The 23,712-nt window shown below is 58.3% G+C and carries 20 protein-coding genes; 9 read left to right on the top strand and 11 right to left on the bottom strand.

The window, feature by feature from the left end; all coding sequences use genetic code 11:
• Positions 1 to 725: 725 nt before the first annotated feature.
• The 5 genes from AC1ROR_RS15665 (at position 726) to AC1ROR_RS15645 (ending at position 8,104) form a co-directional block, all read left to right on the top strand.
• Positions 726 to 1,685, top strand: coding sequence for a hypothetical protein (locus AC1ROR_RS15665; RefSeq protein ID WP_035220926.1), 960 nt, complete (start codon positions 726 to 728; stop codon positions 1,683 to 1,685).
• A gap of 148 nt (positions 1,686 to 1,833) precedes the next feature.
• The gene (locus tag AC1ROR_RS15660) at positions 1,834 to 3,855 is read left to right on the top strand and encodes a hypothetical protein (protein ID WP_498589952.1); all 2,022 of its coding nucleotides are present in this window, start codon (positions 1,834 to 1,836) and stop codon (positions 3,853 to 3,855) included.
• Between the two features lie 88 nt (positions 3,856 to 3,943).
• Positions 3,944 to 6,157, top strand: a complete 2,214-nt coding sequence (locus AC1ROR_RS15655; RefSeq protein WP_498589951.1) for a type I secretion system permease/ATPase — start codon at positions 3,944 to 3,946, stop codon at positions 6,155 to 6,157.
• Positions 6,158 to 6,165: 8 nt separating this feature from the next.
• A complete protein-coding gene (locus AC1ROR_RS15650; RefSeq protein ID WP_498589950.1) occupies positions 6,166 to 7,524 on the top strand; it encodes an HlyD family type I secretion periplasmic adaptor subunit in 1,359 nt (452 codons plus the stop codon).
• Between the two features lie 85 nt (positions 7,525 to 7,609).
• The gene (locus tag AC1ROR_RS15645; protein WP_035220934.1) at positions 7,610 to 8,104 is read left to right on the top strand and encodes a hypothetical protein; all 495 of its coding nucleotides are present in this window, start codon (positions 7,610 to 7,612) and stop codon (positions 8,102 to 8,104) included.
• A gap of 65 nt (positions 8,105 to 8,169) precedes the next feature.
• On the opposite strand, the gene AC1ROR_RS15640 is transcribed toward AC1ROR_RS15645, so the two are convergent.
• The 4 genes from AC1ROR_RS15640 to AC1ROR_RS15625 all read right to left on the bottom strand — a co-directional run bounded on the left by AC1ROR_RS15640 (position 8,170) and on the right by AC1ROR_RS15625 (position 12,789).
• Positions 8,170 to 9,480 carry an O-antigen ligase family protein gene (locus AC1ROR_RS15640; RefSeq protein WP_498589949.1) on the bottom strand — a complete coding sequence of 437 codons (1,311 nt, stop codon included), beginning with the start codon at positions 9,478 to 9,480 and terminating at the stop codon, positions 8,170 to 8,172.
• 7 nt (positions 9,481 to 9,487) lie between these two features.
• Positions 9,488 to 10,747 carry a polysaccharide biosynthesis/export family protein gene (locus AC1ROR_RS15635; protein WP_035220939.1) on the bottom strand — a complete coding sequence of 420 codons (1,260 nt, stop codon included), beginning with the start codon at positions 10,745 to 10,747 and terminating at the stop codon, positions 9,488 to 9,490.
• Positions 10,748 to 10,940: 193 nt separating this feature from the next.
• The gene (locus AC1ROR_RS15630; RefSeq protein ID WP_003500662.1) at positions 10,941 to 11,621 is read right to left on the bottom strand and encodes a sugar transferase; all 681 of its coding nucleotides are present in this window, start codon (positions 11,619 to 11,621) and stop codon (positions 10,941 to 10,943) included.
• A 619-nt stretch (positions 11,622 to 12,240) separates the two neighbouring features.
• Positions 12,241 to 12,789: a cupin domain-containing protein gene (locus tag AC1ROR_RS15625; RefSeq protein ID WP_035220941.1), complete on the bottom strand. Its 549-nt coding sequence runs from the start codon at positions 12,787 to 12,789 to the stop codon at positions 12,241 to 12,243.
• Between the two features lie 146 nt (positions 12,790 to 12,935).
• Between AC1ROR_RS15625 and aptA the strand changes: the two genes are divergently transcribed.
• Positions 12,936 to 14,270: an omega-aminotransferase AptA gene (gene aptA, locus AC1ROR_RS15620; RefSeq protein WP_080837487.1), complete on the top strand. Its 1,335-nt coding sequence runs from the start codon at positions 12,936 to 12,938 to the stop codon at positions 14,268 to 14,270.
• A gap of 143 nt (positions 14,271 to 14,413) precedes the next feature.
• Entirely contained in the window at positions 14,414 to 16,234 is a 1,821-nt protein-coding gene (locus AC1ROR_RS15615; RefSeq protein WP_080837490.1) for a methyl-accepting chemotaxis protein, read from the top strand.
• Between the two features lie 199 nt (positions 16,235 to 16,433).
• On the opposite strand, the gene AC1ROR_RS15610 is transcribed toward AC1ROR_RS15615, so the two are convergent.
• From AC1ROR_RS15610 to AC1ROR_RS15595, 4 genes are all read right to left on the bottom strand, one after another.
• On the bottom strand, positions 16,434 to 17,219 hold the full coding sequence (locus AC1ROR_RS15610; protein ID WP_080837493.1) for a L,D-transpeptidase: 786 nt from the start codon (positions 17,217 to 17,219) through the stop codon (positions 16,434 to 16,436).
• 19 nt (positions 17,220 to 17,238) lie between these two features.
• The gene (locus tag AC1ROR_RS15605) at positions 17,239 to 18,294 is read right to left on the bottom strand and encodes a L,D-transpeptidase family protein (RefSeq protein WP_035220950.1); all 1,056 of its coding nucleotides are present in this window, start codon (positions 18,292 to 18,294) and stop codon (positions 17,239 to 17,241) included.
• Between the two features lie 156 nt (positions 18,295 to 18,450).
• On the bottom strand, positions 18,451 to 19,236 hold the full coding sequence (locus tag AC1ROR_RS15600) for an SDR family oxidoreductase (protein ID WP_498589948.1): 786 nt from the start codon (positions 19,234 to 19,236) through the stop codon (positions 18,451 to 18,453).
• A complete protein-coding gene (locus AC1ROR_RS15595; RefSeq protein WP_035220954.1) occupies positions 19,233 to 19,616 on the bottom strand; it encodes a hypothetical protein in 384 nt (127 codons plus the stop codon). Before AC1ROR_RS15595 ends, AC1ROR_RS15600 begins: the two co-directional genes overlap by 4 nt.
• Before the next feature lie 98 nt (positions 19,617 to 19,714).
• Between AC1ROR_RS15595 and AC1ROR_RS15590 the strand changes: the two genes are divergently transcribed.
• The gene (locus tag AC1ROR_RS15590; RefSeq protein ID WP_498589947.1) at positions 19,715 to 20,287 is read left to right on the top strand and encodes a DNA-3-methyladenine glycosylase; all 573 of its coding nucleotides are present in this window, start codon (positions 19,715 to 19,717) and stop codon (positions 20,285 to 20,287) included.
• Positions 20,288 to 20,381: 94 nt separating this feature from the next.
• On the opposite strand, the gene AC1ROR_RS15585 is transcribed toward AC1ROR_RS15590, so the two are convergent.
• The 3 genes from AC1ROR_RS15585 to AC1ROR_RS15575 all read right to left on the bottom strand — a co-directional run bounded on the left by AC1ROR_RS15585 (position 20,382) and on the right by AC1ROR_RS15575 (position 22,157).
• Complete coding sequence (locus AC1ROR_RS15585; protein ID WP_080837499.1) at positions 20,382 to 20,540, bottom strand: hypothetical protein; 159 nt, start codon at positions 20,538 to 20,540, stop codon at positions 20,382 to 20,384.
• Positions 20,541 to 20,771: 231 nt separating this feature from the next.
• The gene (locus AC1ROR_RS15580; RefSeq protein ID WP_020011889.1) at positions 20,772 to 20,969 is read right to left on the bottom strand and encodes a hypothetical protein; all 198 of its coding nucleotides are present in this window, start codon (positions 20,967 to 20,969) and stop codon (positions 20,772 to 20,774) included.
• A gap of 174 nt (positions 20,970 to 21,143) precedes the next feature.
• Positions 21,144 to 22,157, bottom strand: a complete 1,014-nt coding sequence (locus AC1ROR_RS15575) for a substrate-binding domain-containing protein (protein WP_498589946.1) — start codon at positions 22,155 to 22,157, stop codon at positions 21,144 to 21,146.
• Positions 22,158 to 22,423: 266 nt separating this feature from the next.
• On the opposite strand from AC1ROR_RS15575, the gene AC1ROR_RS15570 reads away from it, so the two are divergent.
• Positions 22,424 to 23,689 (top strand): ABC transporter substrate-binding protein, encoded by a 1,266-nt coding sequence (locus AC1ROR_RS15570; RefSeq protein WP_142170566.1) that lies wholly within the window; start codon positions 22,424 to 22,426, stop codon positions 23,687 to 23,689.
• The last annotated feature ends 23 nt before the right edge of the window (positions 23,690 to 23,712 follow it).

Raw genomic sequence — 23,712 nt, 5'->3', positions numbered from 1 at the left:
ATTTTTTACAATTGACGTACAAAATAGGTTACGCAGTGACAGAATCACTGATCCCGGAAATGTTGGAAAAACAAACACATCGGAAAAGCTTTCGCTGCGGTTTTGTAATCCGGGAAAATATAACTTTTAGTTGAAATCCCTTTACATACCTCCCCGCCAGGCGCGCCCGGAGGATGTGCCGTTTCGGGATGCAAGACTTTTCTCACCGAAATAAACCATGTTTTTCGAAAAAGCCGCTGGCGATCGCCAAAGCCGCTTTATTCCCGGCGTAAGCGGCGAAACGACCGCTGAGCAACACCCTCCGACATATATATTCGGGGTGAAAGCGCCAATATGTTTAACCCGAATTGATATCTAGGAACGGCAATTTTTCTGCTGCACAGTCTGACCGTCGCTGAAACGGCGACCGATGGAAAGACAATCCCGGCCTTTGACGTGTGTTTGCAGATGCCGGTTCCTTTTCAAGAAACATAAGACCGAAAAGACGAAAGCCACCGCGCTCCCCATTGGGGCGAGGATAGGATTTGTGCGCCTTTTTACCGAGTAGCGCACAAGGGCTGAACGAAAAGAGCCCGGTCACGGGCCGATGCCAAACCGCAGGTGATGCGTAACGAGTACATCTGCAAACATCAATCTTTGTACAACGCGGAGCAAGCGCGAAAAAATCCCATTTAAGATGAGAGGGATTTCGAAAGCTGCTCCGAGCTTTTTCGGAGGAAATCGAAATGGGTTACAATCCACAGCCGGCTGGCGACGACATCACCAAGATCGGCGCTCTTTCCGAGGGTTTTGCCAACACCTCGACCAATGACGCCAAGGTGGAAGACAGCAATGTCGGCACCGCAAACGGTGAAAACCGCAACAACGACAACAGCGACAACAGCACCAATGTGGATGTTGACGCCAAGATCGATGTTGACGCCAATAACGGTGACAATCGCGATAACGACTATGACTGGAGCTATGACAGCAAGTCCTACAGCGACAACGACACGACCACCAAGACAAGCACCGAAACCAACACTGATATCAAGGTCGACTACGACTGGAGCTATGAAAGCAAGTCGTACAGCGACAACGATACCAATGTGAAGACGATCACGGATACGGACACCAAAACGTCCAACTATTCCGACAACGACACCTCCACCAAGACCACAACGACCTCCGACAGCTTCAACTCCGCAGACAGTTTCTACAAGTCGGATGACGACTTCGGCAACATCACGGGCGTCAAGGATGTCGGCAATCTCGGCATCGCCGGCGGAGACCTCACCTTCAACCTGGGTGACGACTTCTCCTTCACACTCGATGTCGACAATATCCTCAACAACTCGCTCGGCGGAGACGGCAACGACACCGGCTTCAGCATGGTGCAGGCCAACCACCTGGCAGACCAGGATCAGGCCTACGACATCAAGATGCAGAATGGCGGTGCGGAAAACCACCTGAGCGCCAATGCCGGCGACGCCTATGGCGCGGAAGGCATGGACGGCAAGGGATGGGACCTCAAGGCCGGCGACGACGCAGCAGGCACCAGCACTGCGGATGCATCGGCAATCCTTGCAAATTCCGGCTTCCATCTGGAACTGGTGCAGGGCGCCAACATGCTCTCCAATGCCGTTGACGTCACGATCACAGGCGGTAACTCGCATGTGTCCGATGTCGGTGAGGATCACTCCTGATACCCACCTCTTGACGAAAAGAGCTGCACCGGCATCCGCCGGTGCAGTTCGCGGTTAAAGGACCGGTTTGCGTGAAAACGAAGCACCGCCTTTGAGACGTGTGCCGCCCGCACCCCAGCCCTGCCGCGATGATCGGGGAGGACCTCCAATGCATATCGACAAGATTTCCGACATGATCGCGCATTTCATCGGCCTTTTCGATACGGTGATCGAGGATGCGCGTCTGAGAACCAACTATAGCGAGGGCCCGGCGCATTCCGATCCGGATCGCTTGCCGGACGATGAAGCAGCAAAGCTGCTCGACAAGAACTACGACGTTGCCCTCGACGACTATGACCCCGGTGTCAAATATCGTGCCGGCTATTATGATTTCGATTACATACGGCCGCATTTCGCCCGTGCTGTCGAATACGACATGCAGCAGCTTGCAAATGTCGTCCCGGCCGATATCTCCGGCGCTAATTTCCGCTTTCCCGGCCGCCTCTCCTTCGAGGAAGAACGCGAACTGGTGGTCCATACCGGACCCGGCTCGGTGATAGGCCATGTTACACAGGTCAATATTCTTCAGGACGACGACTATCTGAACATGACGGACGGCCCGAATGTGGCGCGCGACACGACCTTCGTGACGGAGCGCACCGTCGAGTTCTACAACGAAGCGTCGGTCTTCACGCCTTTCTCCACCTTCCAGCGTACCGACAACTACGATGCGTTGCAGGCGCTTGCCAAATCCGCTCATGACTACATCGAACACGCCCGCGACAATGACGTAACCTCGCTTGGCACCGGCGCGGACCAGGATTTCGTTCTGGCCGGCAACGATATCAACGGTCTTTATATCAATGGCGCGGTGGCCTACGACAAGCCGACGCTCGATGACTTCATGCCGGACCGCGGCATTGCCAAACCCGCCGAGGCACCGGAAAAAAGTGACGTTTCCCTGCACGAAGACAGCCCGGCCGGCAACAGCCTCGATATCGCTGCCGGCGCCAATGTCGTCGCCAACATCGCCACGCTGGTCAATACCGGCGTCATGACCTCCGTTACCGCCGTCATGGGTAACTATCACCAGATCGACGCCATTACCCAAGCCTATATCTATAGCGACCGGGACGAGATTTCTTCCGTCTTCTCCCATTCCGAAGATCAGGCCGCAACGGCCGCATACAACATCGCCAACTTCGAGCGCAGCGTCTATCCCGGCGCGGAAAATGCCGCAGCGGACAACCACGAGACGGGTGAAACGCCGATATTCCCCACCGCCTGGCGCGTCAGCGTTCTGGAGGGGGATGTTTCCTTCGTACACTGGATCGAGCAATACCAGTTCATCAGCGACAATGACACGATGACGATCACCACGTCGGGTGCGACCGTCAGCCTGCTGACGGGTGGCAACGCCGCGCTCAACATCGCCAATTTCCTCGGCATCGGCATGCAGTACGATCTGATCATCGTCGGCGGCAATGTCCTCGACATGAACCTCATCAGCCAGATTGCCGTGCTTTACGACAATGACTGGGCCCGCGCCAATCCTGACGCGCCTGGTGGCGCCACCATTCAATCCGGCAACAACCTGCTCTGGAACGACGCCAGCATTCACAATGTCGGCAGCAATGACCGTTTCGAGACCATGCCTGATTACATGAACCAGACGGTGAACGCGATCAATGAGCGCGACCCGAACATGCCGGATGCACTTGCCCACGACGTCAATTTTGCCGGCTATCAGGGATTGAACGTCCTTTACATTACCGGCAACCTTTATGACGTCAGCATCATCAAACAGGTGAGCGTGCTGGGTGATTCCGACGATGTGACGCAGGCCGCCGCCAAGGTTCTCGAAAACAATGAGAACGCCACCGTCAATATCGATACCGGCAGCAACGCCGTCGTCAACATTGCACAGATCGTCGATTACGACAGCTTCGGTTCGACCACCTATGTCGCCGGCGGCGTTTATTCAGACGCCATTCTGATACAGGGCGGCATCATCGAAAACGATACGTCGCAGCCGGCGCAGCACGGCCAGCTGGCAAATGAGGTCATCGCCTTTCTTCACGACGACCCCGCCACCATCGAAAACGAATCCGACGGCGTCATCAATGCCGGCCACGACCTGTCATGGTCAAACGCCCATTCGGCCGACGTCATGCAAGCGGTCACTGCATAGGTTTGGCAAGCGGGGCGGGAAAAACGCACAACAATACGCCCCGCCCGAACCGCAAACACCGCAAGATCACCGAGGGGACCGATAAAAAATGGATCATATTTCAAGAAAAACCATTGCCGACGGGCGCTCGCTGGATTTGCCGCTTGATCAGGATGCGGAAGACAGCAAGCTAACCGACGCCTGCATTTCGGCCATCAACGAAGCCGTTGAGAACCTTCGCCAATTATCCGGCGCAGAGCAGGCGAAAAACCCATCGACCTCCCAGAACGCAGCGCCCACACAACCCCCTTCACAACCGCCGGCCCAAATGGAACAACCGGCGCAATTGCGCGATGTTCCGCCGGAGAGACCAGCGCCACAGCAGCCCCCACAGCCAACCTCCCCTATTGAACCCCAGGCCAAGGTCGACAATAGCGACCTGCCTTTCGTCAAGACCATCGACAATAATGACGGTCCGATCCGCGAAAACGAGCGCCGGCCGGTGACGGGCGGTGGCGGCAACGGCAAGGAGCCGACGGACAATGGCGGCGGCGGCGGCGGCGGCGGTGGTGGCGGAGGCGGAAGCCAGAGCGGCTTCCACAAGCGCAGCGAGCCGATCAACTTCGCCGCAAGTCTTGCCAAGGGTATCGCCGCGGTTCGCCGCAACATGGTGGTGGTGATGCTATTTACCATCGCCATCAACATCCTGCTGCTTGCGATCCCGCTTTATCTTTTCCAGATCTCGGACCGGGTGCTGACCAGCCGCTCGATGGATACGCTGGTGATGCTGACGGTAGCCGTCCTCGGCGCGGTTCTGCTGCAGGCCTTCATGGACGCGATCCGCCGCTTCATCCTGATGCGCACCGCCGTCGAACTTGAGGTACAGCTTGGGGCGCCGATCCTGTCCGCCGCCGCCCGCGCCTCCCTGCATGGCAGCGGCAAGGACTACCAGATCCTGCAGGATTTGCAGCAACTGCGCTCCTTCCTGACATCGGGAACCTTGATCGCCTTCCTCGATGCGCCGCTAATGCCGCTCTTCATCGTGGTGGTCTATCTTGTGCATCCACATCTCGGCATCATCATCATGGTCTGCTGCGCGGTCCTGTTCATTATCGCCTGGCTGAACCAGCGTTTTACCGCCAAACAATTTGCCGAAGCTTCCGGTTATCTGAGCCGCGCCAATTTCCACCTCGATTCCATGTCGCGCAATTCGCAGATCATCAATGCACTCGCCATGATACCCGAGGCAGTGAAGATGTGGGGCCGTGAAACGGCCGGGTCCCTGAAGTCGCATGTGGCGGCGCAGGATCGTAACATCATGTTCTCCGGCGTCTCCAAAGCCGCCCGCATGATCACCCAGATAGCGCTTCTGGGCTGGGGCGCCCATCTGTCGCTCTCCGGCGAGTTAACCGGCGGCATGGTGATTGCAGCCTCCATCATTTCCGGCCGTGCGCTGGCACCCATCGAAGGCGCGATCGAAGGCTGGCACCAGTTCAACAAATCCGCCGCTTCCTACGGCCGTATCAAGCAGCTTCTGATCAGTTCACCGCTGAACTTTCCACGTCTGCGCCTGCCCAACCCGGAAGGACGCCTGGATGTGGAGCGTATCCTCTTCGTGCCGCCGCCGCAGAAGAAGGTGATATTGAACGGCATTTCCTTTTCGCTGAAAAAGGGGGAATCGCTCGCCATCATCGGTAATTCCGGCTCCGGCAAGACGACGCTTGGGAAGATGCTGGTCGGCTCCATCCTGCCCACGTCAGGCAATGTCCGCCTCGATCTCATGGACCTGCGCAATTGGGACCAGCGGCAATTCGGTGAAAGCATCGGTTATCTGCCACAGGACGTGCAGCTTTTCCCGGGCACCATCAAGGCCAATATCTGCCGCATGCGCGACGATATCGAGGACCGGCAGATTTATGAGGCAGCGGTGCTGGCCGATGTACACGAGCTGATCGCGGGCTTTCCACAGGGTTATGAAACCGTGGTCGCCGCCGATGGCGCACCGCTTTCCGGTGGCCAAAAACAGCGCATCGCACTTGCCCGCGCCTTCTTCGGCGATCCCAAATTCGTGGTGCTGGACGAACCCAACTCAAATCTCGACACACAGGGCGAACAGGCGCTGGCCAAGGCGCTGCTGCACGCCAAGAAACAGGGCATCACCACCGTCACCATCACCCAGCGTCCGGCACTTTTGCAATGCGTCGACAAGATCATGGTGCTGAAAGACGGATCGGTCGCCATGTTCGGCGAAAGAATGGATGTGCTGAAAGCGCTGTCCGGCAATGGCCGCCCGAGCAGCCAGTCCCCGCAGATCGAGGGTTGAGGATCGTCATGTTCAAGAAGAAAAATGCCATTGTCGAAGTCAAACCCCAGGGCCAGCTCGAATGGTACAGTGAAGTACCGCGCTCCATTCGTCTGCACAGCTCCATCGGTCTTGCCGTGCTGCTTGCCTCTTTCGGCGGCTTCGGATTCTGGGCCGGCACCGCGCCGCTCTCCTCGGCCATTATCGCGCAGGGCAGCTTCGTCGCCACCGGCAACAATAAGGTCGTCCAGCATCTGGAAGGCGGCATCATCAAGGAAATGATGGTCAGCGAAGGCGATACCGTCAAGGAAGGCGACGTTCTCCTGACGCTCGACAAGACAACGGCACTTGCCAATGAACGCATGTTGCAGCTGCGGCGGCTTCGCCTCGAAACCATCGTGGTGCGCCTGCGCGCCGAGGCACAGGGCGAAAAGAACTTCAAAGTGCCTGACATCGTCATGAAGGAAGCCGGTGACCCCGATATCAACGCCATCATCCAGAGCCAGAACATCGTATTCCACAGCAAGCTCATCAAGCTTGAGGAACAGCTGAACCTGATCGACAAGAACATCCGGTCGCTGGAGTTTCGCTATGCGGGCTATGACGGTCAAAAACAGTCTTTCGACCGGCAGTTGGCGCTTCTGACACAGGAGCGCGATTCCAAGGAAAAGCTCGCCAAGGACGGCGTTATCCGCAAAACGGACATGCTGGCGCTGGAGCGTGCCATTGCCGACGCCATGGGTGACATCGCGCGCCTGAGCGGCGAGATGAACCAGAGCGAAGCGGAAATCGCCAAGTTCAAGCAGGAAGCGGTCATCGCCGTCAATGCCAACAAGCAGGCCGCGCTCGATGCGCTTGAAACCGCGGAATCCGATCTCGACAGTGTGCGCGAACAGGTTCGCGGTGCCGCCGAAGTGCTGGAACGCACCGTCATCCGCTCCCCCGTCAATGGCACCGTCGTGCGGTCCTATTACCATACGCCGGGTGGCGTCATCACCACCGGCAAGCCGATCATGGAAATCTTGCCCGCCCATGTTCCGCTGATCCTCGAAGCGCAGGTTCTCAGAACCTCCATCGACCAGCTGCACGAAGGCCAGACCGCCGCGATCCGTCTTTCGGCATTGAACCGCCGCACAACACCGGTCCTGAATGGCAAGGTCTTTTATGTTTCCGCCGACAGTATTGAGGAAAATGCCGGCCTGCAGGTCAAGGACGTCTATATCGTGCGCGTGCAGGTTCCCGACGACGAGATCGCCAAGGTCCATAATTTCCACCCCGTTCCCGGCATGCCGGCCGATGTTCTGATCCAGACCTCGGAACGCACCTTCTTCGAATATCTGACCAAGCCCATATCGGACAGCATGTCACGCGCCTTCAAGGAAAGATGAAGAAGTATCAGTAACCTACACTGTCTTTTCCGCAGCGATCAGCATATAATATCCGAATATATTTCGTCGGGGCGGGAGAAGCGGCATGGCGGCGATGTCGGATGTATTGCTGCTGGTCGGCAGGCTGAATTACGTGTGGACCAACACTGAAAGCCTGATGATCTATCTGATCGTCCATCTCCTGAAAGTGGAGAAGGAAGCGGCCATCGTTGTGTTTCTGACGCTCAACACCACGCGGGCGCGTATGGACCTCATCGAGCGCCTCGCAAAACTGCCGTCCACGGAGGCGAAGGACCGCAAGACCATTCTCTCCATCATGGCGCGGCTGAAAAAAGAAGCGAAAACGCGCAACAAATACAATCATTGCATCTATTCCTTCGACGACAAGGGCGAAATCGCCAGCACCCAGCTGATGCGGCTGGTGGAAGACGACAGCAAGGTCCGCTACGGCAAGGTCGAACGCATGGACGAGAAGGAAATAGAGCACCTCGAAAAGTCGATCGCGGATATTGTCGAGGTCAGCAAGGATATTTGGAGCTTCATCCACGCCAGCCCGCACGTTTCGGCGGACTATCTTTAGAAGTATCTCTCCTGCGTCATCCCGACCTTAGTCGACGCGCGTCTGCGCGGCGAAGACGAGTTCTTTCAGCGAAAGGACTTGGGCTGGCTGGTTTCCGTCTCAAGGCCGGAATGGCGGTGAGAAAAACCGCCACGAACGCTGGTCAGGTGCACGCTGCCCCGCGCCGCTTTTACCGGCAGGCACAATTTTCCGGCTGCGAAATAGAGCAGGAACGAACCGATCTGATACGGGAAGATGATGTCGATCTCCACGAAGGAGCGAACGACGAAGAGCGCGCAGATGGCAAAGAGGATAACGCCTTGCGGATCGCTCTTTCGCATCAGCACCGAACGCAGATGGCCAAGCAGCGTTCCGTAAAGCACCATGCCGAGCAGGATCATGCCGACGAAGCCGTTCTCCACAACCGTCTCGATATAGGTGTTATGGAAGTGGAAACCGCTGCGGCCAGTGATGAAGAAGTCGTTCCACAGGCGTTCGGCATCGGCAAAACCCGCCACCCAGAACCCCTGATATCCGACACCGAGGATCGGCGTCTGTTTTGCGGCCTCGATGCCCTGCTGCCAGAGATAGGTACGGCCGGTCAGCGTCGAATCCTTTCCGAAAATGCCGAGAATGGCATCGAGCAGGCCGAATTGCAGGGAGGCAACAACCAGCAATGCGCCAAGACCGCCAAGCGCGAAAAAGGTCATCTTGCGGTTGGCGGGCGAAAGCATGCCGATCGGAATGAAACCGATGATGAGGGCGACCACGGCCGCCGTGGTAATGGTTGATGTGGCCGATTGCGACGCGAGGAGGCTATAGGCCGATAAAAGCCCGGTGACACCGGCAATTGGCAGCCAGATACCCCTTTGCTTGAGGACCAGCACGGAGGAGGCGGCAAAAATGACTCCAAGCGAGGCGTAGAAGCCGAGCTGGTTCTTCGACGAAAAAGCACCGACAAAACTATAGGTTCCATCAAGCGCATCGAAGAGATAGATGCCGAACAGCAATGAATAAAGCAGCACGACCGTGATGCCGATCAGCGCGCCACGCGTCAGCGTGCGGATGGAAATCACGCGCATGGCAATCAGCGCGCAGACGATATGCGTCATGTACTGGATGGAGGCGCGCATGGTCACTGACGCAGCCTCCGACCAGAAGCTGGACAGCACGGTCAGGATACCGAAAGCGAAAATCCACAGATAACGCGGATAATTGCCCAGCACCTGCCGGTAGTTGACCACCACCAGCGGCAGCCACATGCCATAATAGGCCAGCACGGAAATCTGCCCGAAGCGCGACGAATAAGCGAACACGAAGAATGACAGCGCGATCGCCGCCATTCCATAGGCTTCATTGCGTTCGGGATCGATCAGCGCCGATTTGGCAATCCGCATGCAAACCTCACTGCATCAGGATTTCGGATGAAACCTTGATGACGTCACCGGGCTGAAGCATCGCATTTTCATCGACCTTCACTTCCTTCGGCTTGCCGTTTTCCTCACGCACCACGACGTAGCTGATGGTTGCGGATTTTCCCGACGGGTCGAAACGGATCGCCTCGGCAGATTGCGCCAGCGCCTCAGACATCAATTCGCGGCTGGTGGTCAGCTGCAGATTGAGCTTGTCGAGTTCCGCTTCGGTATCCTGCAACTCCTTGGAGCGCTGCGCCACCCAGTCGTTACGCAGGTTGATTTCGTCCTGGGTCGCCTTGTTGATGTCCTGCTTGGCACGCAGCGACTGCGTGTCGATATCGAGCAGGGTGGATTCCACTTCCGCCGCCCGCTCTTCCGCGGAAATACGCCGCTGCGAGAGCGCTAGCCCCTGCTCGTTCAGCCGGTTGACGCGGTCGCGGTCCTCATTGGCAAGCTGGAGCTGGCGGTTCTGTGTTTCCGATTTCTTGTTCAGGGATTCGACTTCGCTCTGCAAAAGGGCATGCAGATCCGTCAACGCCTTGAGCTGCAGCGTGTAACGCTCCGTCCGGGACTTCATCAGCGCGCTTTCGCTGGCGAGAAGCGTATCGATCTCGGCAATCTTTTCCATTTCCGGCGTCTTGGCGATGGCCGCATCACCCTTTACTTCAGCGACGAGGCGCGCCTGACGGGCAAGCAGTCTTGCCCGCTGATTGTCATAAACAGCGGCATCGCCGCGCGCATTGATGAAGTCGCGGGCAAAACGCTGCCCGGCATCGGAACGCCTTAGGCCGCCGGCAAGGCTGACCGCCTTCAGCACCGTCAGATTGGCGGCGTATGGATATTCGCCTGGAGTCTGCACATCGCCGCTCAGAAAGATCGGCCGGAACTGGGCGATTTCGACGGAAGCCGAAGGCAGGTTACGAAGGGCAAATTTGCTCTGAAGCTGCGCGCCGATCGCCTCGCTGACTTCCGACGGCGTTTTCCCCGCCACCTCCAGCTGGCCGATGAAGGGCAAGGACAGCGCGCCGGACGGGCCGACGGAATAATCGCCGTTGATGACATCCCAGTTGCGTATGCTGCCATCGGCCGGCTGCCATTCGGCAACACGGATGCGCAGCTTATCGGCGGTGCCGAGCTTGTATTGGGCGCCATCGGCGGCCAAGGCGGAGAGCGGTGCGGCGAAGGCAACGGATGCAGCAAGCACGAAGGCGGCGAGCGGGTGACGGGTGGCGGCGAAAAGGCCGTTCATCGGGAAACTCCCTGTTTGCGGACCGCCGCGCGGGCGATCAGGCGATAGAGCAACCGGACAGTGCCGGTTGCGCAGCGCCGCAAAAAGCGGCCAGTATGATTAGCACCAATGACGCACCCGAAGACCGGACTTGGGATCCCGGTCAGGGTGCGTGTCGAAACGAAGATCGATAAAGCCGAACTCAATATTGGTTTCAGTAGCTGCCGCGCGACAGGCACACAGCGGGGATGGTCTTGACGATGATGAAGACATCCTGCCGCATCGACCAGTTCTGCACATATTGCGTGTCGAAGGCCACACGGGTCTTGTAGGAGACGTCATTGCGGCCGCTGATCTGCCACAAGCCTGTCAGGCCCGGACGAGTGCTGAGGTAATAAGCGGCAGCGCTTTCATAGTAGCTCAGCTCCTCGTCGACGACCGGGCGCGGGCCAACCACGCTCATTTCGCCGCGAATGATGTTGAGCAGCTGCGGCAGTTCATCGAGGGAGAGCTTGCGCAGCACGGCGCCGACGGCCGTAACACGCGGATCGTTCTTGAGCTTGCGGGTCGCGCGCCATTCCTCGGCGGCTTCCGGATTGGCGGCAAGATATTGCCGCAGCATCTCGTCGCCATTCATCGCCATCGTCCTGAATTTCAGGCAATGGAAATAACGGCCATTATGGCCCACACGCCGGTGGCCGTAGAAGATGGGGCCAGGATCGGAGAATTTCACCAGCGCGGCGATCAACAGGAAAAGCGGGCTGAAGATGAGCAGCGCAAGTGCAGCCGATGTCATATCGAAGCTACGTTTTGCGATGCCCCCGATAGGAAAACTGACATCGAAGTCTTCGGAACTGCTGAGTGTCTGTTCAGCCGATTGGGTCGCGGACTTCATAGAGAGAACTCCATTTATGTTTTGCGATTGGTCGGTGCCCGGAGGCGTGTCTTTCCGTCTAAAAGAGATAACAAGTCTGTGTTCTGAATTTGATGCTAATGGATTTTTTGTAAGGCACATTGCCTATGACCGTCTATGCGATTTCTTGCGGGAGCGGCCGATCAACGTCCGGGCAATATTATCGGTTGCATAAAAAAGAAACAAATGTGCAGGGGGCCATGTTCCCAGAGCATGGGTGTCCGTCCGGCATGTATAGCGTTTTCGGCTCCGGATAGTCTTTTCTTATATGTTTCTTATGACTTGATGAGATGACACAGGAACGCCAAGAACAGCTATGCGTGTAACAGACTATTAAATTTTTTTGCGGCGCAACAGGATTGCGGCAATGCATATAAAATTTGACATATTAGCCGGGATTTTTTTAACCACCACTCACAGTTTGCCAAGAAAAAGCGATGGAAAAATTGCAAGAGCGGCGTAAAAGCGGCAAAACAATGGCGAGAATTCGTATCAAAGCCCCGACACATGGTCGAAAATATTCCTCCCCGGCAGAGATTCTGTAGCCCCCACGATGGCCTAGGTGTCTGCCACATGTCGCATCGGGCAAAAGACGGCAGAATCAGAAAGTGGGCGGCGTGCAGGCGCTGATGACCTCACAGGGTACGGGACCGATACAACGGAAGCGATGCGGCCTGCGGCTTTCGAAATAATAGGCGTCGCCCGGTCCAAGCACCCGCCTCTCCTCGTCGACCGTCACCTCCAGACGCCCCGAAAGTATGATCCCACCTTCCTCACCGTCATGCACCAGCGGAACCTTGCCGGTATCGGCGCCCGGCTGGTAACATTCCTTCAGTATCTGCAGGCTGCGGCCGAAGACATTGTCGCCGACCTGCCGGAAGGATATCGGGCCCTTGCCGATTTCGACCAGTTCGTCCGCCCGGTAAAAAGCCTTGCGGCTTGTCTCGGGCTCGAAGGCGAAGAATTCGGCAAGGCCGATCGGTATGCCGTCGAGAATACGCTTCAGCGCGCCGACAGATGGATTGGAGGTATTGGATTCGATCAGCGAAATCGTCGAATTGGTGACGCCGGCACGTCTCGCCAGTTCGCGCTGGGAAATATTGTGACGCAGCCGCAAATGCCGCAAACGCCCGCCTATATCCACCGACATGCGTGAGCCCCCGTTGCCCTTGTTCGAAATATCGAAAACTCTCGCTCTCACCTATAGCATTTTCAATAGCTTCGCCACTGAGAGAAAAGGGCTTGTTCAGTCAGAAAAATAGCTTTCAATCATCGGCAACGAACAGGAGAACCACCATGGATAACCCCAGCCGATCCAATTCCACCTCGCTCGACAGCTACTGGATGCCATTTACCGCCAACCGGCAGTTCAAGGCCAATCCCCGCCTGCTGACGAGCGCCGAGGGCATGTATTACACCAGCAACGATGGTCGTCAGGTTCTCGACGGCACGGCTGGCCTTTGGTGCGTCAATGCCGGCCACGGTCGCCATCAGATCGCATCTGCCGTCAAACATCAGCTTTCGACCATGGATTATGCGCCCTCCTTCCAGATGGGCCACCCCGTCGCCTTCGAATTTGCCGAACGGCTGGCGGAAATCGCTCCCGGCCCGGAAGGCGCGAAGCTTGACCGCGTCTTCTATACCGGCTCCGGCTCGGAATCGGTCGATACGGCGCTGAAAATCGCCATCGCCTATCAACGCGCCATCGGCCAGGGCACCCGCAGCCGCCTCATCGGCCGTGAACGTGGCTATCACGGCGTCGGTTTCGGCGGCATCTCCGTCGGCGGCCTCGTGAATAACCGCCGCGTTTTCCCGCAAATCCCTGCGGATCATCTGCGTCATACCCACGATCTTTCGAAGAACAGCTTCGTCAAGGGCCAACCCGAGCACGGCGCAGAGCTTGCCGACGATCTGGAACGGCTGGTCGCGCTGCATGGCGCTGAAACCATCGCCGCCTGCATCGTCGAGCCTGTCGCCGGCTCCACCGGCGTGCTGGTGCCGCCGAAGGGTTATCTGGAGCGTCTTCGTGCCATCTGCGACAAGCACGGCATTCTGCTGATCTTCGATGAGGTCATCACCGGTTTCGGGCGCATGGGCTCATCCTTCGCCAGCAACTATTTCGGCGTTACGCCTGATATCGTCACCACTGCCAAGGGCCTCACCAACGGCGCGATCCCCATGGGCGCGGTCTTCACCAGCCGCAAGGTGCATGACGCGCTGATGCACGGGCCGGAAAACCAGATCGAGCTGTTCCACGGTTATACCTATTCCGGCCATCCCGTCGCCTGCGCCGCCGGCATCGCCACACTCGACATCTATCGCGATGAGGGTCTCTTTACCCGTGCCGCCGAATTGCAGGATGTCTGGCACGATGCGATCCATTCCCTGAAGGGCCTGCCGAATGTCATCGACATCCGCACAATCGGCTTCATTGCCGGCATCGAGCTGCAGTCGCGTGACGGTGCCATCGGCGCCCGCGCCTACGAGGTTTTCACGGATTGCTTCGAGCGTGGCCTGCTGATCCGCGTCACCGGTGACATCATCGCCCTTTCGCCACCGCTGATCGCCGAGAAATCGCATTTCGACGACATCATCTCGATCCTCGGCGACGCTCTGAAAAGGGCGAAATAAAATTATACATTACTAATAAAGAAAAGGCTGCAATACAAATTGCAGCCTTTTTGAATTTTATCAAAAACATAGCAAAATAGATCATTTCTTAAGCATGTTCTATTATTTTCCCGCAGTATAACCAACGGAGCGGGAACGGCCCCATGGCGTCGATTCAGAAAAAGATAATATTAGCAAGCATCGCAATATTCTCCCTCACCGGAAGCGCCGTTGGCATCGGCATATGGGCGACGGAGACCCTCAACCGTAACAGCGCGGAAGTATCGCGCTCGGCAGAAATACTTCACAATCATATGCTTGCCGACATGATGCACGATGCGTTGCGCTCGGATGTGCTGGCAGCCGTTCTTTCTACCAATGATATGATGGGCTTGTCCTTTGATGCGGTTAAGGCCGACCTTGCCGAACACGAAGCTACATTCCTTGAAGCCATAAAGAAAAACGAGGCCCTGTCTGAAGGGACGGACGCCAAAGCCGTTATCGACAGCGTGGAAAAGCCACTTCATTCCTATCTGGAAATCGCCAAGAAGGTGGTCGGCCTTGTCAACACCGATCCGGGCGCGGCGATAAAAATGATCCCGGATTTCATGCAGCAGTTCAGCGCCCTTGAGGCAGCGATGGAAAAGGCGGGCGAGCAGATCGACGCGCTTTCCGCGGCCACTGTCGCGGAGAGCCAGGAGACCAAGGCGGTAATCGACCTCCTGTTGAAAGGGTTGCTGGTTCTGGCAACGCTCTTCTGTGTCAGCCTCTTCATCTTCACCCGCAAAACGGTAACGGGTCCCATCCTGCAACTGTCGAAGACGATGGAAACCCTTGCGAGTGGCGATACGTCACAGGCAGCCTCCGGCATTGACCGAAAGGACGAGATCGGCTCCATGTCAGGCGCGGTCGAAATATTCCGGCAGGCGGCGATTGCCAATCGGGCATTGGAACAGGAAGCGGCGGATGCGCGCGAAAAGGCTGAACTCAACCAGCAGGCAGCACGACGCCAGGCGGAAGAGCATGCCTCGGAGCGGCTGCGCATCGCCACATCCGGTCTTGCCGCCGGATTAAAGCGGCTTGCATCGGGCGATCTCGCCTTCCAGCTGGATGTCGCCTTCGCGCCGGAATTCGAGGGCCTGCGCCATGATTTCAACAGGTCAGTCAAGCAGCTCGGCGAAACGCTTCTCGCTATATCCGACGGTGTCGCCACAATTGACGGCAGCACCCGCGAGATCGCGGCGGGGGCGGACGATCTTTCTCGCCGCACCGAACATCAGGCAGCTTCCCTCGAAGAGACGGCCGCCGCCCTTGAAGAAATCACCGTCAATGTCTCGAATGCCAACAAGCGCGCCGCCGAAGCACGCCTTGCGGCGACCGATGCCAACGAAAGCGCCCTGAAATCGGCGGAAGTCGTCGGCCATGCCGAAGAGGCGATGCGCCGCATCGAAACCTCGTCGCGGCAGATCACCGGCATTATCGGCGTCATCGACGAAATCGCCTTCCAGACCAATCTCCTGGCGCTGAATGCAGGCGTGGAAGCCGCCCGCGCCGGCGAGGCCGGCAAAGGCTTCGCCGTTGTGGCGCAGGAAGTGCGTGATCTTGCCCAGCGCTCGGCAAAGGCCGCAAGCGAGATAAGGGGCCATATCCGGCAATCATCGGCGGAAGTGGAAAGCGGCGTGAAGCTGGTTCTCGACACCGGCATGACGCTGAAAGATATCGGCGAGCGGATCGCCGGCATTGACCGCCATATGAACGCCATCGCCACATCGGCAGCCGAACAATCGACCGGCCTTGCCGAAGTCAACGCGGCGGTGAACTCGATGGACCAGGCAACCCAGCAAAATGCGGCCATGGTGGAACAATCCACCGCCGCCTCCGCAATGCTCGCCGCGGAAACGGCAAAGCTGCGCGCGCTGGTATCGCGTTTCCGTCTTGCGATGGAAATTGACGAAAGCCGGGGAGAGACGCGCCGCGTCGCGTGAGTGCATGGTAAAGGGTTTGAGGCCGTCTCTTCCGTGCCGGCCTCGAGCAGACGTCCAGCCATTGCGTGTCTGCGCTGTGAGAAGAGTGTTCGCGATCAAGATTTGGTCGCATCGGACCCCGGATCCAATCCGGGGTGAGAAAATGCAAATAGCGCAGCTTTTCCAGCCGCCGTCTCAGGCGGCTGGAAATCTTTCCATATCAATAGGTCTGCATCGGCTGCGACAGGCCGTCACCGACAACGCCGCCGCCATATTGCGCCACGGGCACGCCCGCCTGCCCGATCGGCACGCCCTGCTGTGCCGGCCCGAGCGCGGTCACCACGATAGGCGTGCCATCCGGCACACGGTTGTAGAGATCGATAATATCCTGGTTCAGCAGGCGCACACAGCCGGAGGAGACGGATTTGCCGATCGTCCACCATTCGGGCGAGCCGTGCAGACGATAGATCGTATCCTTGCCGTCCTTGAAGATATAGAGCGCACGGGCGCCGAGCGGGTTCTTGAGGCCCGGCTCCATGCCGCCGTTGCGGCTGCTATAGGGCTCCAGTTCCGGCTGGCGGGCAACCATCTCATCAGGCGGCGTCCAGCGCGGCCATTGCCGCTTGTACTGGATCACGCCACGGCCGGACCATTCGAAGCCCGCGCGGCCGAGACCGACGCCGTAACGCATGGCCTGATTGTTCTCATAGGTGAGATACAGGAAATGGTTGGCGGTATCGACCACGATAATACCGGGGCGCTCACCGGTCGGATTTTCCACCATTTGCCGCAGGAACTGGCGCGGAATCCGCTTGTAGGGAATTTCCGGCAGCGGAAACTGCTCGTCCGGCTTGGGGCCGTACATCAGGGCATACATCGGGTCGTCGGCCGGAGCGGCTGGCCGTGTCGCCTCGCGCGCCGTGGTGTTACAGCCCGCAAGGCCGGCAAGCGCCAGTCCACCTGCTCCAAGCAGGAAACCCCGCCGGGTCGTTGTCGTATCGTTCAATTGAAAAACCTCATTTACGTCATCTCACACTGGCAAAGGGATCTGCCAGCGCCGCCTCGGGGCGGCTGATAGGGTACTTCGTGCCGGAAACCTGCGATGCCATGGCCTTGGCGCCACTCGATTTCAGGATGGCACGGAAGCTCGGATGCATGCCGCCGTCTACATACGCGCTGAGGGGAGCAGTGGTTCCCTCACTCATGGCGGCGGCAAATTTTTGTTGCTCTTCAGCCAGTTTCGAAGCCACCAGCGGGTCCTGCTGATTGATGGCGGGCGGGCAGGCAGCCAGCGGATCGGCGGGCTCGCCCTCGGCAAATTCACTGTTGAAGACATATCGCCGGCCGCAGACGGACACCTTGGGCTGCCGACGCGTCACCTCGAAATAGTCGTAGCCTTCCTTCAGCGTCTTCCAGAACGGCATGTTGGGATCGTCCCGATGCGCCACCATGTTGCGGGCGCTCATGCGGAAAGGATAGGCCTGCACCTGAAAACGGTCCTGCCCGCCCTGCAGCGCGCGCGCCACGACGGCGTAAATCTCGCCAACCTGTTGATCGGTCATCGCATAGCAGCCCGAAGAGGAACAGGCGCCGTGCACCATCAGCGCTTCACCGGTGTAACCGAGCGCCGATTCCAGCCGGTTGGGATAACCGAGGTTGAAGGAGACGAAATATTGCGAATTCGGGTTCAGCATACCCGCCGAGACATGATAAAAACCTTCAGGCGCCTGCCTGTCGCCGGTTTTCATCTTGGGCCCGAGCTTCCCGGACCAGCGGCACATGGGATAGGTCTTCAGCAGCGCATAATTTCCGGTCTTATCGATCTTCCAGACCTCGAGTTCGCTTTCCTGCTTGAAGATGCGAACGAGGACCGGGCTTTCCGGGCGCATGCTCTTGGCGGACATCTGCGCCATCATCTTGGACGACAGCTTCGGCGGGTCCTTCTTCACACTATCGAGACCCATGGAAGTGCATGCGGCAAGGCTGCCGCCGATCGCAACGATCGCAGCCACCCTCATCCCCGCCTTTACCCTGTACCGCAACTCCGCAACCGCGAAATCCAGCAGTGCCTTCATACCCATGGATCGTTCTGCCCGCCTGATTTGCCCGCCTTTCCGGCAGACGCTTAACTAGCGAAGGTGGCCACAACGCGGCAACCTCGCACATGGACAAAGTCTCGTGAACAGACGTTACCCATTCGTTAATCATATGCACACAAGCCTGTGATGGAGCTGTTGTTACCGAAGCAGCCCCTGCCCGCCATCAATCCATACCGGCGTGCCGGTGATGTGGCGCGACTGGTCGGACGCCAGAAAACCGATCAGCGCGGCGACATCTTCGCCCATCCCTGCAACCCCGCCCGTCACCGGAATGTCGCCCGCCGGAAACCGGACCGGTATCTCGGTTTTGTCGCGCCCGCGTATGTCGGTATTTTCGTCAATTGCCGTTTCGATCTCACCCGGACACACCGCATTGACACGGATGCGATGACGCCCGAGCTCCAGCGCCAGTTGCTGGGCCATGGCAAGCTGCCCCGCTTTCGTGACGGAATAGGCGGTGGCGCCCGGCGAGGTGAACGTGCGGGTGCCATTGATGGAAGAGACGATGACGATGGAGCCGCCACCTGCCGCCTTCAGATGCGGGACACTGGCATGGACGGTAAGATAGGTGCCGCGCAGGTTGATGCGGATCGTGTCGTCCCATTCGGAAGGTTGTAGCTCGTCGATAGGAGCCCATACGCCGTTGACGCCGGCATTGGCCACCACGACATCCAGACGGCCGAAATCTTCCACAAGCGCTGCGACTGCGTGTCGCATGGCCGCCTCATCCGCCACATCGGCGACGAGGACCTTCGAGGCGCCGGAAATGGCGGCAATCTCATTTTCCACCGCCTGCAATTCGGATTCGGTGCGGCCAAGAAGGCCGACGGAGAAACCTGCGGCAGCGAGGTGAAGGGCAGCGGCCCGGCCGATGCCGGAGCCAGCGCCGGTGACGAGTGCGACTTTACCATCCGCCAACGTCACAGCCCTCCTTTTCTCGACGCGATTGACGTGACCGTCGCCGAGACCGGATCGCTCGCCGGGAAGCTGTCTTCCAGCCCCTCTTCCAACTCCTCCTCCAGAATGTCGCGATCCTTCGATGTGCGGGCACTCGCCTGACCATGTGGTGCTTCATCCTGCGCCGTGCCGAGAGCGGAGAATTGCGAGGATGCATCCGCACCCTGTCGCGTTCCGAATGCCGTCAGCTGAACCATCACCGCGCTCGCGCGCTTGATGGCCTCGTCATCGCCGATCCCCTCCAGACCATCAGCAAGGCGAACAGAGACCTGATCACCGTCACTGCCGACGAATTCCACGGAGATCACCCCGTTATTGCGTTTTACATAGGTCGTGGAAAGTTGCATGACATGCCCTCCGGTTTGAAAAGCATCGGCGTAACATCCGACGCGACAACACACTGAAACCTGAATTCACAACGATGGCAGAGCAGAAGGGGTTCCAGATGGATCAGGCCTTTGGCCCGGAAATGCAGGAGAAATTCTTCCTGCGTGATGCGTTGGACGTAGCCCGCGACCTCATCGGCGCCGAGTTTCGCATCGGCAATGCCGGCGGCGTCATCGTGGAAACCGAGGCCTACCATCCGGACGATCCGGCATCCCACAGCTTCAACGGGCAGACCCCGCGCAACAGGGCGATGTTCGGTCCGGCCGGACGTCTTTATGTCTACCGGTCTTACGGCATCCACTGGTGCGCCAACTTCGTTTGCGCGCCGGGTTCCGCCGTGCTTCTGCGCGCCATCGAACCCAGGACCGGCATAGAGATGATGAAACTGCGGCGGGGAACTGACAAGCTGAAACTTCTATGTTCCGGTCCCGGCAGGCTGTGTCAGGCGCTCGCCATTACCGGAGACATGGACGGCAGGCCGCTGGATGCTCCGCCGTTTTTTCTCCACCTGCCAAAAGAAGCGGCCTCAGTCACAAGCGGCAGACGCATCGGCATCAGCCGCGCGCAGGATTACCCCTGGCGTTTCGGACTTGAAGGCTCCGCCTTTGTCAGCAAGAAATTTGAGAGTTAAGAGGGCCACCGGATGTCGAAGCTAGCGCTTGACCGATCATCCACAAGCGACCCTGTCTTCCCGGTGAAACCCGACCAAGATTTCCAGCCACTCATTACAAGACCTTCGGCGGACCATCGTTTTCGTCGGGATTGGGTGTCGGCGCCTCATCCGGCAACCGGTCGGGTTCCGGTTCGTCGACAGGTGGTATGTCGGGCTGCGGCGGCACCGGCATCGGCGGCTCATAACGGGGATCGGCTGGAACGGCGGACATTGCGGCCTCCTGATATCAACGCTCCTTGTCCCAAATAAATCGGGACTGCGTTTTCATCTCGTGGGACAGCGCGTGCGCTGTCGCCATTCAGACGGCGCAACACCCAGTTCGCCCATCGGTCAAATGCCGATCAGGTCCCTTGAGTTCAGTTGCGCCGCCCTGTGGGTCGTGCAAGGAAAACGCGGGGAACGCCGGTCCGTTCCGTTTTTTTGGAAAGCTTTTTGCGACAGCTCAGGCAAAACCGAGCGCGCTACGGGAAATATCGCGGTTTTCGCAATAGTCGCGGGAATGGGCCTCATGGCCATGTTCGCGGGCCGTTGAACGCGTGAGCTCAGGGCTCGGAACGTTGAGCAGCGCATCGGCATAGGTGCCGGTCGCTTCCACATCATCGATCACAGTCTGCTGTTGCGGTTTCAGAAATTCAAACATCCGTCATCCTCCTTCGGCACGTCCCCTCAACGCACCGGCCCGGGTCATGTTCCATATGCCCGTAACAGTTTCGATTATACATGAGACGGCGCCGCCGTATAGATGACGAAAGGCGAACGGCATTCAATTGACGTTCACAAAATGGAATGGAATCAGTGATCTATGACCGAAAGCTCAGGCTGGGCCGACCGATTCCCGCAGGATCAGTTCGACAGGCCACAATTCCTGCACCTCACGGACGGGACGGCCGCCGACGATCTGCAAAAGCAGGTCCGTCACCCGCATGCCCGCCATGCGCATCGGCGACCGCGTGGTGGAAAGCGGCGGCATCATGCTTTGCGGCGTCAGATAGGGAAAAACGTCATCGTGGGCGATGACGGAGACATCCTTGCCGATCGTCAGACCCACTTGAGTTGCAGCGCGATAAACGCCCTGCGCCGTCATCATCGCGCCAGCGACAAAGGCGGTCGGGCGCGGCGTCTGCTCCAGCAGCGAGCGGGCAAAACGGAAAGCGGCCTCCTCGCTGAAATGCTCGCTCATCATGAAGCGTGGATCCGGCGTGAGACCGTGGGTCGCCAGCGCCTCGCGAAAACCCTGTTCGCGATCCTGAACGAAGGTGCGGCCTGTCGGGCCATTGATCAGCGCGATGCGACGATGGCCCCGCTCCAGAAAATGGATCGTCGGACGATAGGTCACATCATGGTTGTCGATATCGAGCCAGGCATGTTCGAACGGCGTTTTGGAGCGGCCATGCACGATGAATGGCACGCCGAGCCTGTTGAGCAAGGCGATACGCTCATCTTCCGGCCGAGGCGAATGCACGATGATGCCATCCACCCGCCCGCTTGACGCAAGCCGGCTGAAAATCGCCAGCTCCTCGTCAATATTATTATCGACGGTCACGCTGACGAGAATGTCGGTCTCTTCCCCTTCCAGCCGGGTCGCCATGCCACCCATGAACTCCGAGAAGAAATGCCCGCCACCCGAACGGCCCATGACGACGCCTATGGCACCGGCCCTGCCGGTCGCCAGCCGTACCGCATTGGCATTCGGCCGGTAGCCATATTTCAGCGCAGCCTCCATCACCCGCTGCCGCGTCTCCTCGCGCACCTCGGGATAGCCGCCAAGCGCGCGGCTGACGGTGGTGGGTGACAGCCCGACCTTTTCTGCGAATTCCTTGAGCTTCATGTTTTTTGCCAATTTGCCACTGCATGCGTTGCCGCCGCGGATTTTTCAAGCCGACAAAATTGAAAACGATTTCAATTTTTCTTCACAGAAAGCCTACATCCCATTATTCTGAAAGGCAAACCTCGAAAAATTGCGTGTCAAAATACCCGAATTCCCCACCATTAGAAAGAGTATTGACAGAGCGTCTGGCTTTTGCGAGCCTCACATCAGTCAAAAGCGCTTTCAATTTTGAGGACGATCGGAAGCGTCAACGGAGGAGTTTGACTATGAATATTTCCATGAAAACTTTGTTCCTGTGCGGAAGCGTGCTTTCCGCGGCAGTTTCCGTGCAAGCCGCCGAGCTTTCCATTGCCGCCAATTCCACCGGCAAGAACGTCGCGTTCTTCCGCGAAAGGATCGCCGCTTTCGAGAAAGAGACCGGCCACAAGGTCAATCTCGTCACCATGCCGTCGTCATCCAGCGAACAGTTCAGCCAGTACCGGCTGTGGCTTGCCGCCGGCAACAAGGATGTCGACGTTTACCAGACGGACGTGATCTGGGCGCCGCAGCTGGCCGAGCAATTCGTGGATCTGACCGAGGCGACGAAGGACGTTATCGGCGATCATTTCCCCTCCATCGTCGCGTCGCAGACGGTTGACGGCAAGCTCGTCGCCATGCCGATGTTCACCGACGCACCGGCGCTTTTCTATCGCAAGGACCTGCTCGATAAATACGGCAAGCAGCCACCAAAGACCTGGAAGGAACTGAGCGAGACCGCAAAGGAAATTCAGGACAAGGAACGCGAAGGCGGCCAGAAGGACCTCTGGGGCTTCGTTTTCCAGGGCAGCGCCTATGAGGGCCTGACCTGCAACGCGCTGGAATGGATCGCTTCCGCCGGCGGCGGCCATATCGTCGAGACCAACGGCGATATCTCGATCAACAACGAGAAAGCCGCAGCCGCGATTGAAGCGGCCAAGGGCTGGGTCGGCACCATCGCACCGCAGGGTGTGCTGGCCTATAAGGAAGAGGAAGCACGCGGCGTCTGGCAGACCGGCAATTCCGTCTTCATGCGTAACTGGCCCTATGCCTATGCGCTTGGAAATGGCGCTGACAGTGCCATCAAGGGCAAGTTCGGCGTTACGCCGCTTCCGGCCGGCGCTGAAGGCGAGGCCCCGGCCTCGACACTTGGCGGCTGGAACCTCGCCGTTTCGAAATATTCCGACGACAAGGAAGCCGCCATTCAGCTCGTGAAATTCCTGGCGTCGAAAGACACTCAGAAAATGCGTGCGATCCAGCTCTCCAACATGCCGACGATCGCATCCCTTTACGATGACAAGGATGTTGCTGACGCGCAGCCCTTCATGCCGACATGGAAGCCGATCTTCCAGACTGCCGTTCCGCGTCCGTCCGCCTCCGCCAAGGTGAAATATAATGAGGTTTCAGCCAAGTTCTGGGGTGCCGTGCACAACACGCTCTCCGGCAATGGCACGGCGGCTGAAAATCTCGAACTTCTCGAGGTTGAACTGACCGATCTCAAAGGCAACGGCTGGTAATCCGGCCCGCGCGGGCAGCGGTC

It is taken from the genome of Agrobacterium sp. GW821-FHT14E08, assembly GCF_058803865.1.
Note: the sequence above shows the minus strand (reverse complement) of the source record. Positions and strands in the feature narration are given on the sequence as shown.

Excerpts from the sequence above, each read along its gene's own strand:
- AC1ROR_RS15575 (WP_498589946.1), bottom strand. The coding sequence starts at position 22,157 with ATGAAGCTCAAGGAATTCGCAGAAAAGGTCGGGCTGTCACCCACCACC.
- AC1ROR_RS15605 (WP_035220950.1), bottom strand. The coding sequence starts at position 18,294 with ATGGGTATGAAGGCACTGCTGGATTTCGCGGTTGCGGAGTTGCGGTAC.
- AC1ROR_RS15595 (WP_035220954.1), bottom strand. The coding sequence starts at position 19,616 with ATGCAACTTTCCACGACCTATGTAAAACGCAATAACGGGGTGATCTCC.
- AC1ROR_RS15655 (WP_498589951.1), top strand. The coding sequence starts at position 3,944 with ATGGATCATATTTCAAGAAAAACCATTGCCGACGGGCGCTCGCTGGAT.
- aptA (WP_080837487.1), top strand. The coding sequence starts at position 12,936 with ATGGATAACCCCAGCCGATCCAATTCCACCTCGCTCGACAGCTACTGG.
- AC1ROR_RS15635 (WP_035220939.1), bottom strand. The coding sequence starts at position 10,747 with ATGAACGGCCTTTTCGCCGCCACCCGTCACCCGCTCGCCGCCTTCGTG.
- AC1ROR_RS15585 (WP_080837499.1), bottom strand. The coding sequence starts at position 20,540 with ATGTCCGCCGTTCCAGCCGATCCCCGTTATGAGCCGCCGATGCCGGTG.
- AC1ROR_RS15630 (WP_003500662.1), bottom strand. The coding sequence starts at position 11,621 with ATGAAGTCCGCGACCCAATCGGCTGAACAGACACTCAGCAGTTCCGAA.
- AC1ROR_RS15640 (WP_498589949.1), bottom strand. The coding sequence starts at position 9,480 with ATGCGGATTGCCAAATCGGCGCTGATCGATCCCGAACGCAATGAAGCC.
- AC1ROR_RS15650 (WP_498589950.1), top strand. The coding sequence starts at position 6,166 with ATGTTCAAGAAGAAAAATGCCATTGTCGAAGTCAAACCCCAGGGCCAG.
- AC1ROR_RS15590 (WP_498589947.1), top strand. The coding sequence starts at position 19,715 with ATGGATCAGGCCTTTGGCCCGGAAATGCAGGAGAAATTCTTCCTGCGT.
- AC1ROR_RS15580 (WP_020011889.1), bottom strand. The coding sequence starts at position 20,969 with ATGTTTGAATTTCTGAAACCGCAACAGCAGACTGTGATCGATGATGTG.
- AC1ROR_RS15615 (WP_080837490.1), top strand. The coding sequence starts at position 14,414 with ATGGCGTCGATTCAGAAAAAGATAATATTAGCAAGCATCGCAATATTC.
- AC1ROR_RS15625 (WP_035220941.1), bottom strand. The coding sequence starts at position 12,789 with ATGTCGGTGGATATAGGCGGGCGTTTGCGGCATTTGCGGCTGCGTCAC.
- AC1ROR_RS15660 (WP_498589952.1), top strand. The coding sequence starts at position 1,834 with ATGCATATCGACAAGATTTCCGACATGATCGCGCATTTCATCGGCCTT.
- AC1ROR_RS15665 (WP_035220926.1), top strand. The coding sequence starts at position 726 with ATGGGTTACAATCCACAGCCGGCTGGCGACGACATCACCAAGATCGGC.
- AC1ROR_RS15570 (WP_142170566.1), top strand. The coding sequence starts at position 22,424 with ATGAATATTTCCATGAAAACTTTGTTCCTGTGCGGAAGCGTGCTTTCC.
- AC1ROR_RS15645 (WP_035220934.1), top strand. The coding sequence starts at position 7,610 with ATGGCGGCGATGTCGGATGTATTGCTGCTGGTCGGCAGGCTGAATTAC.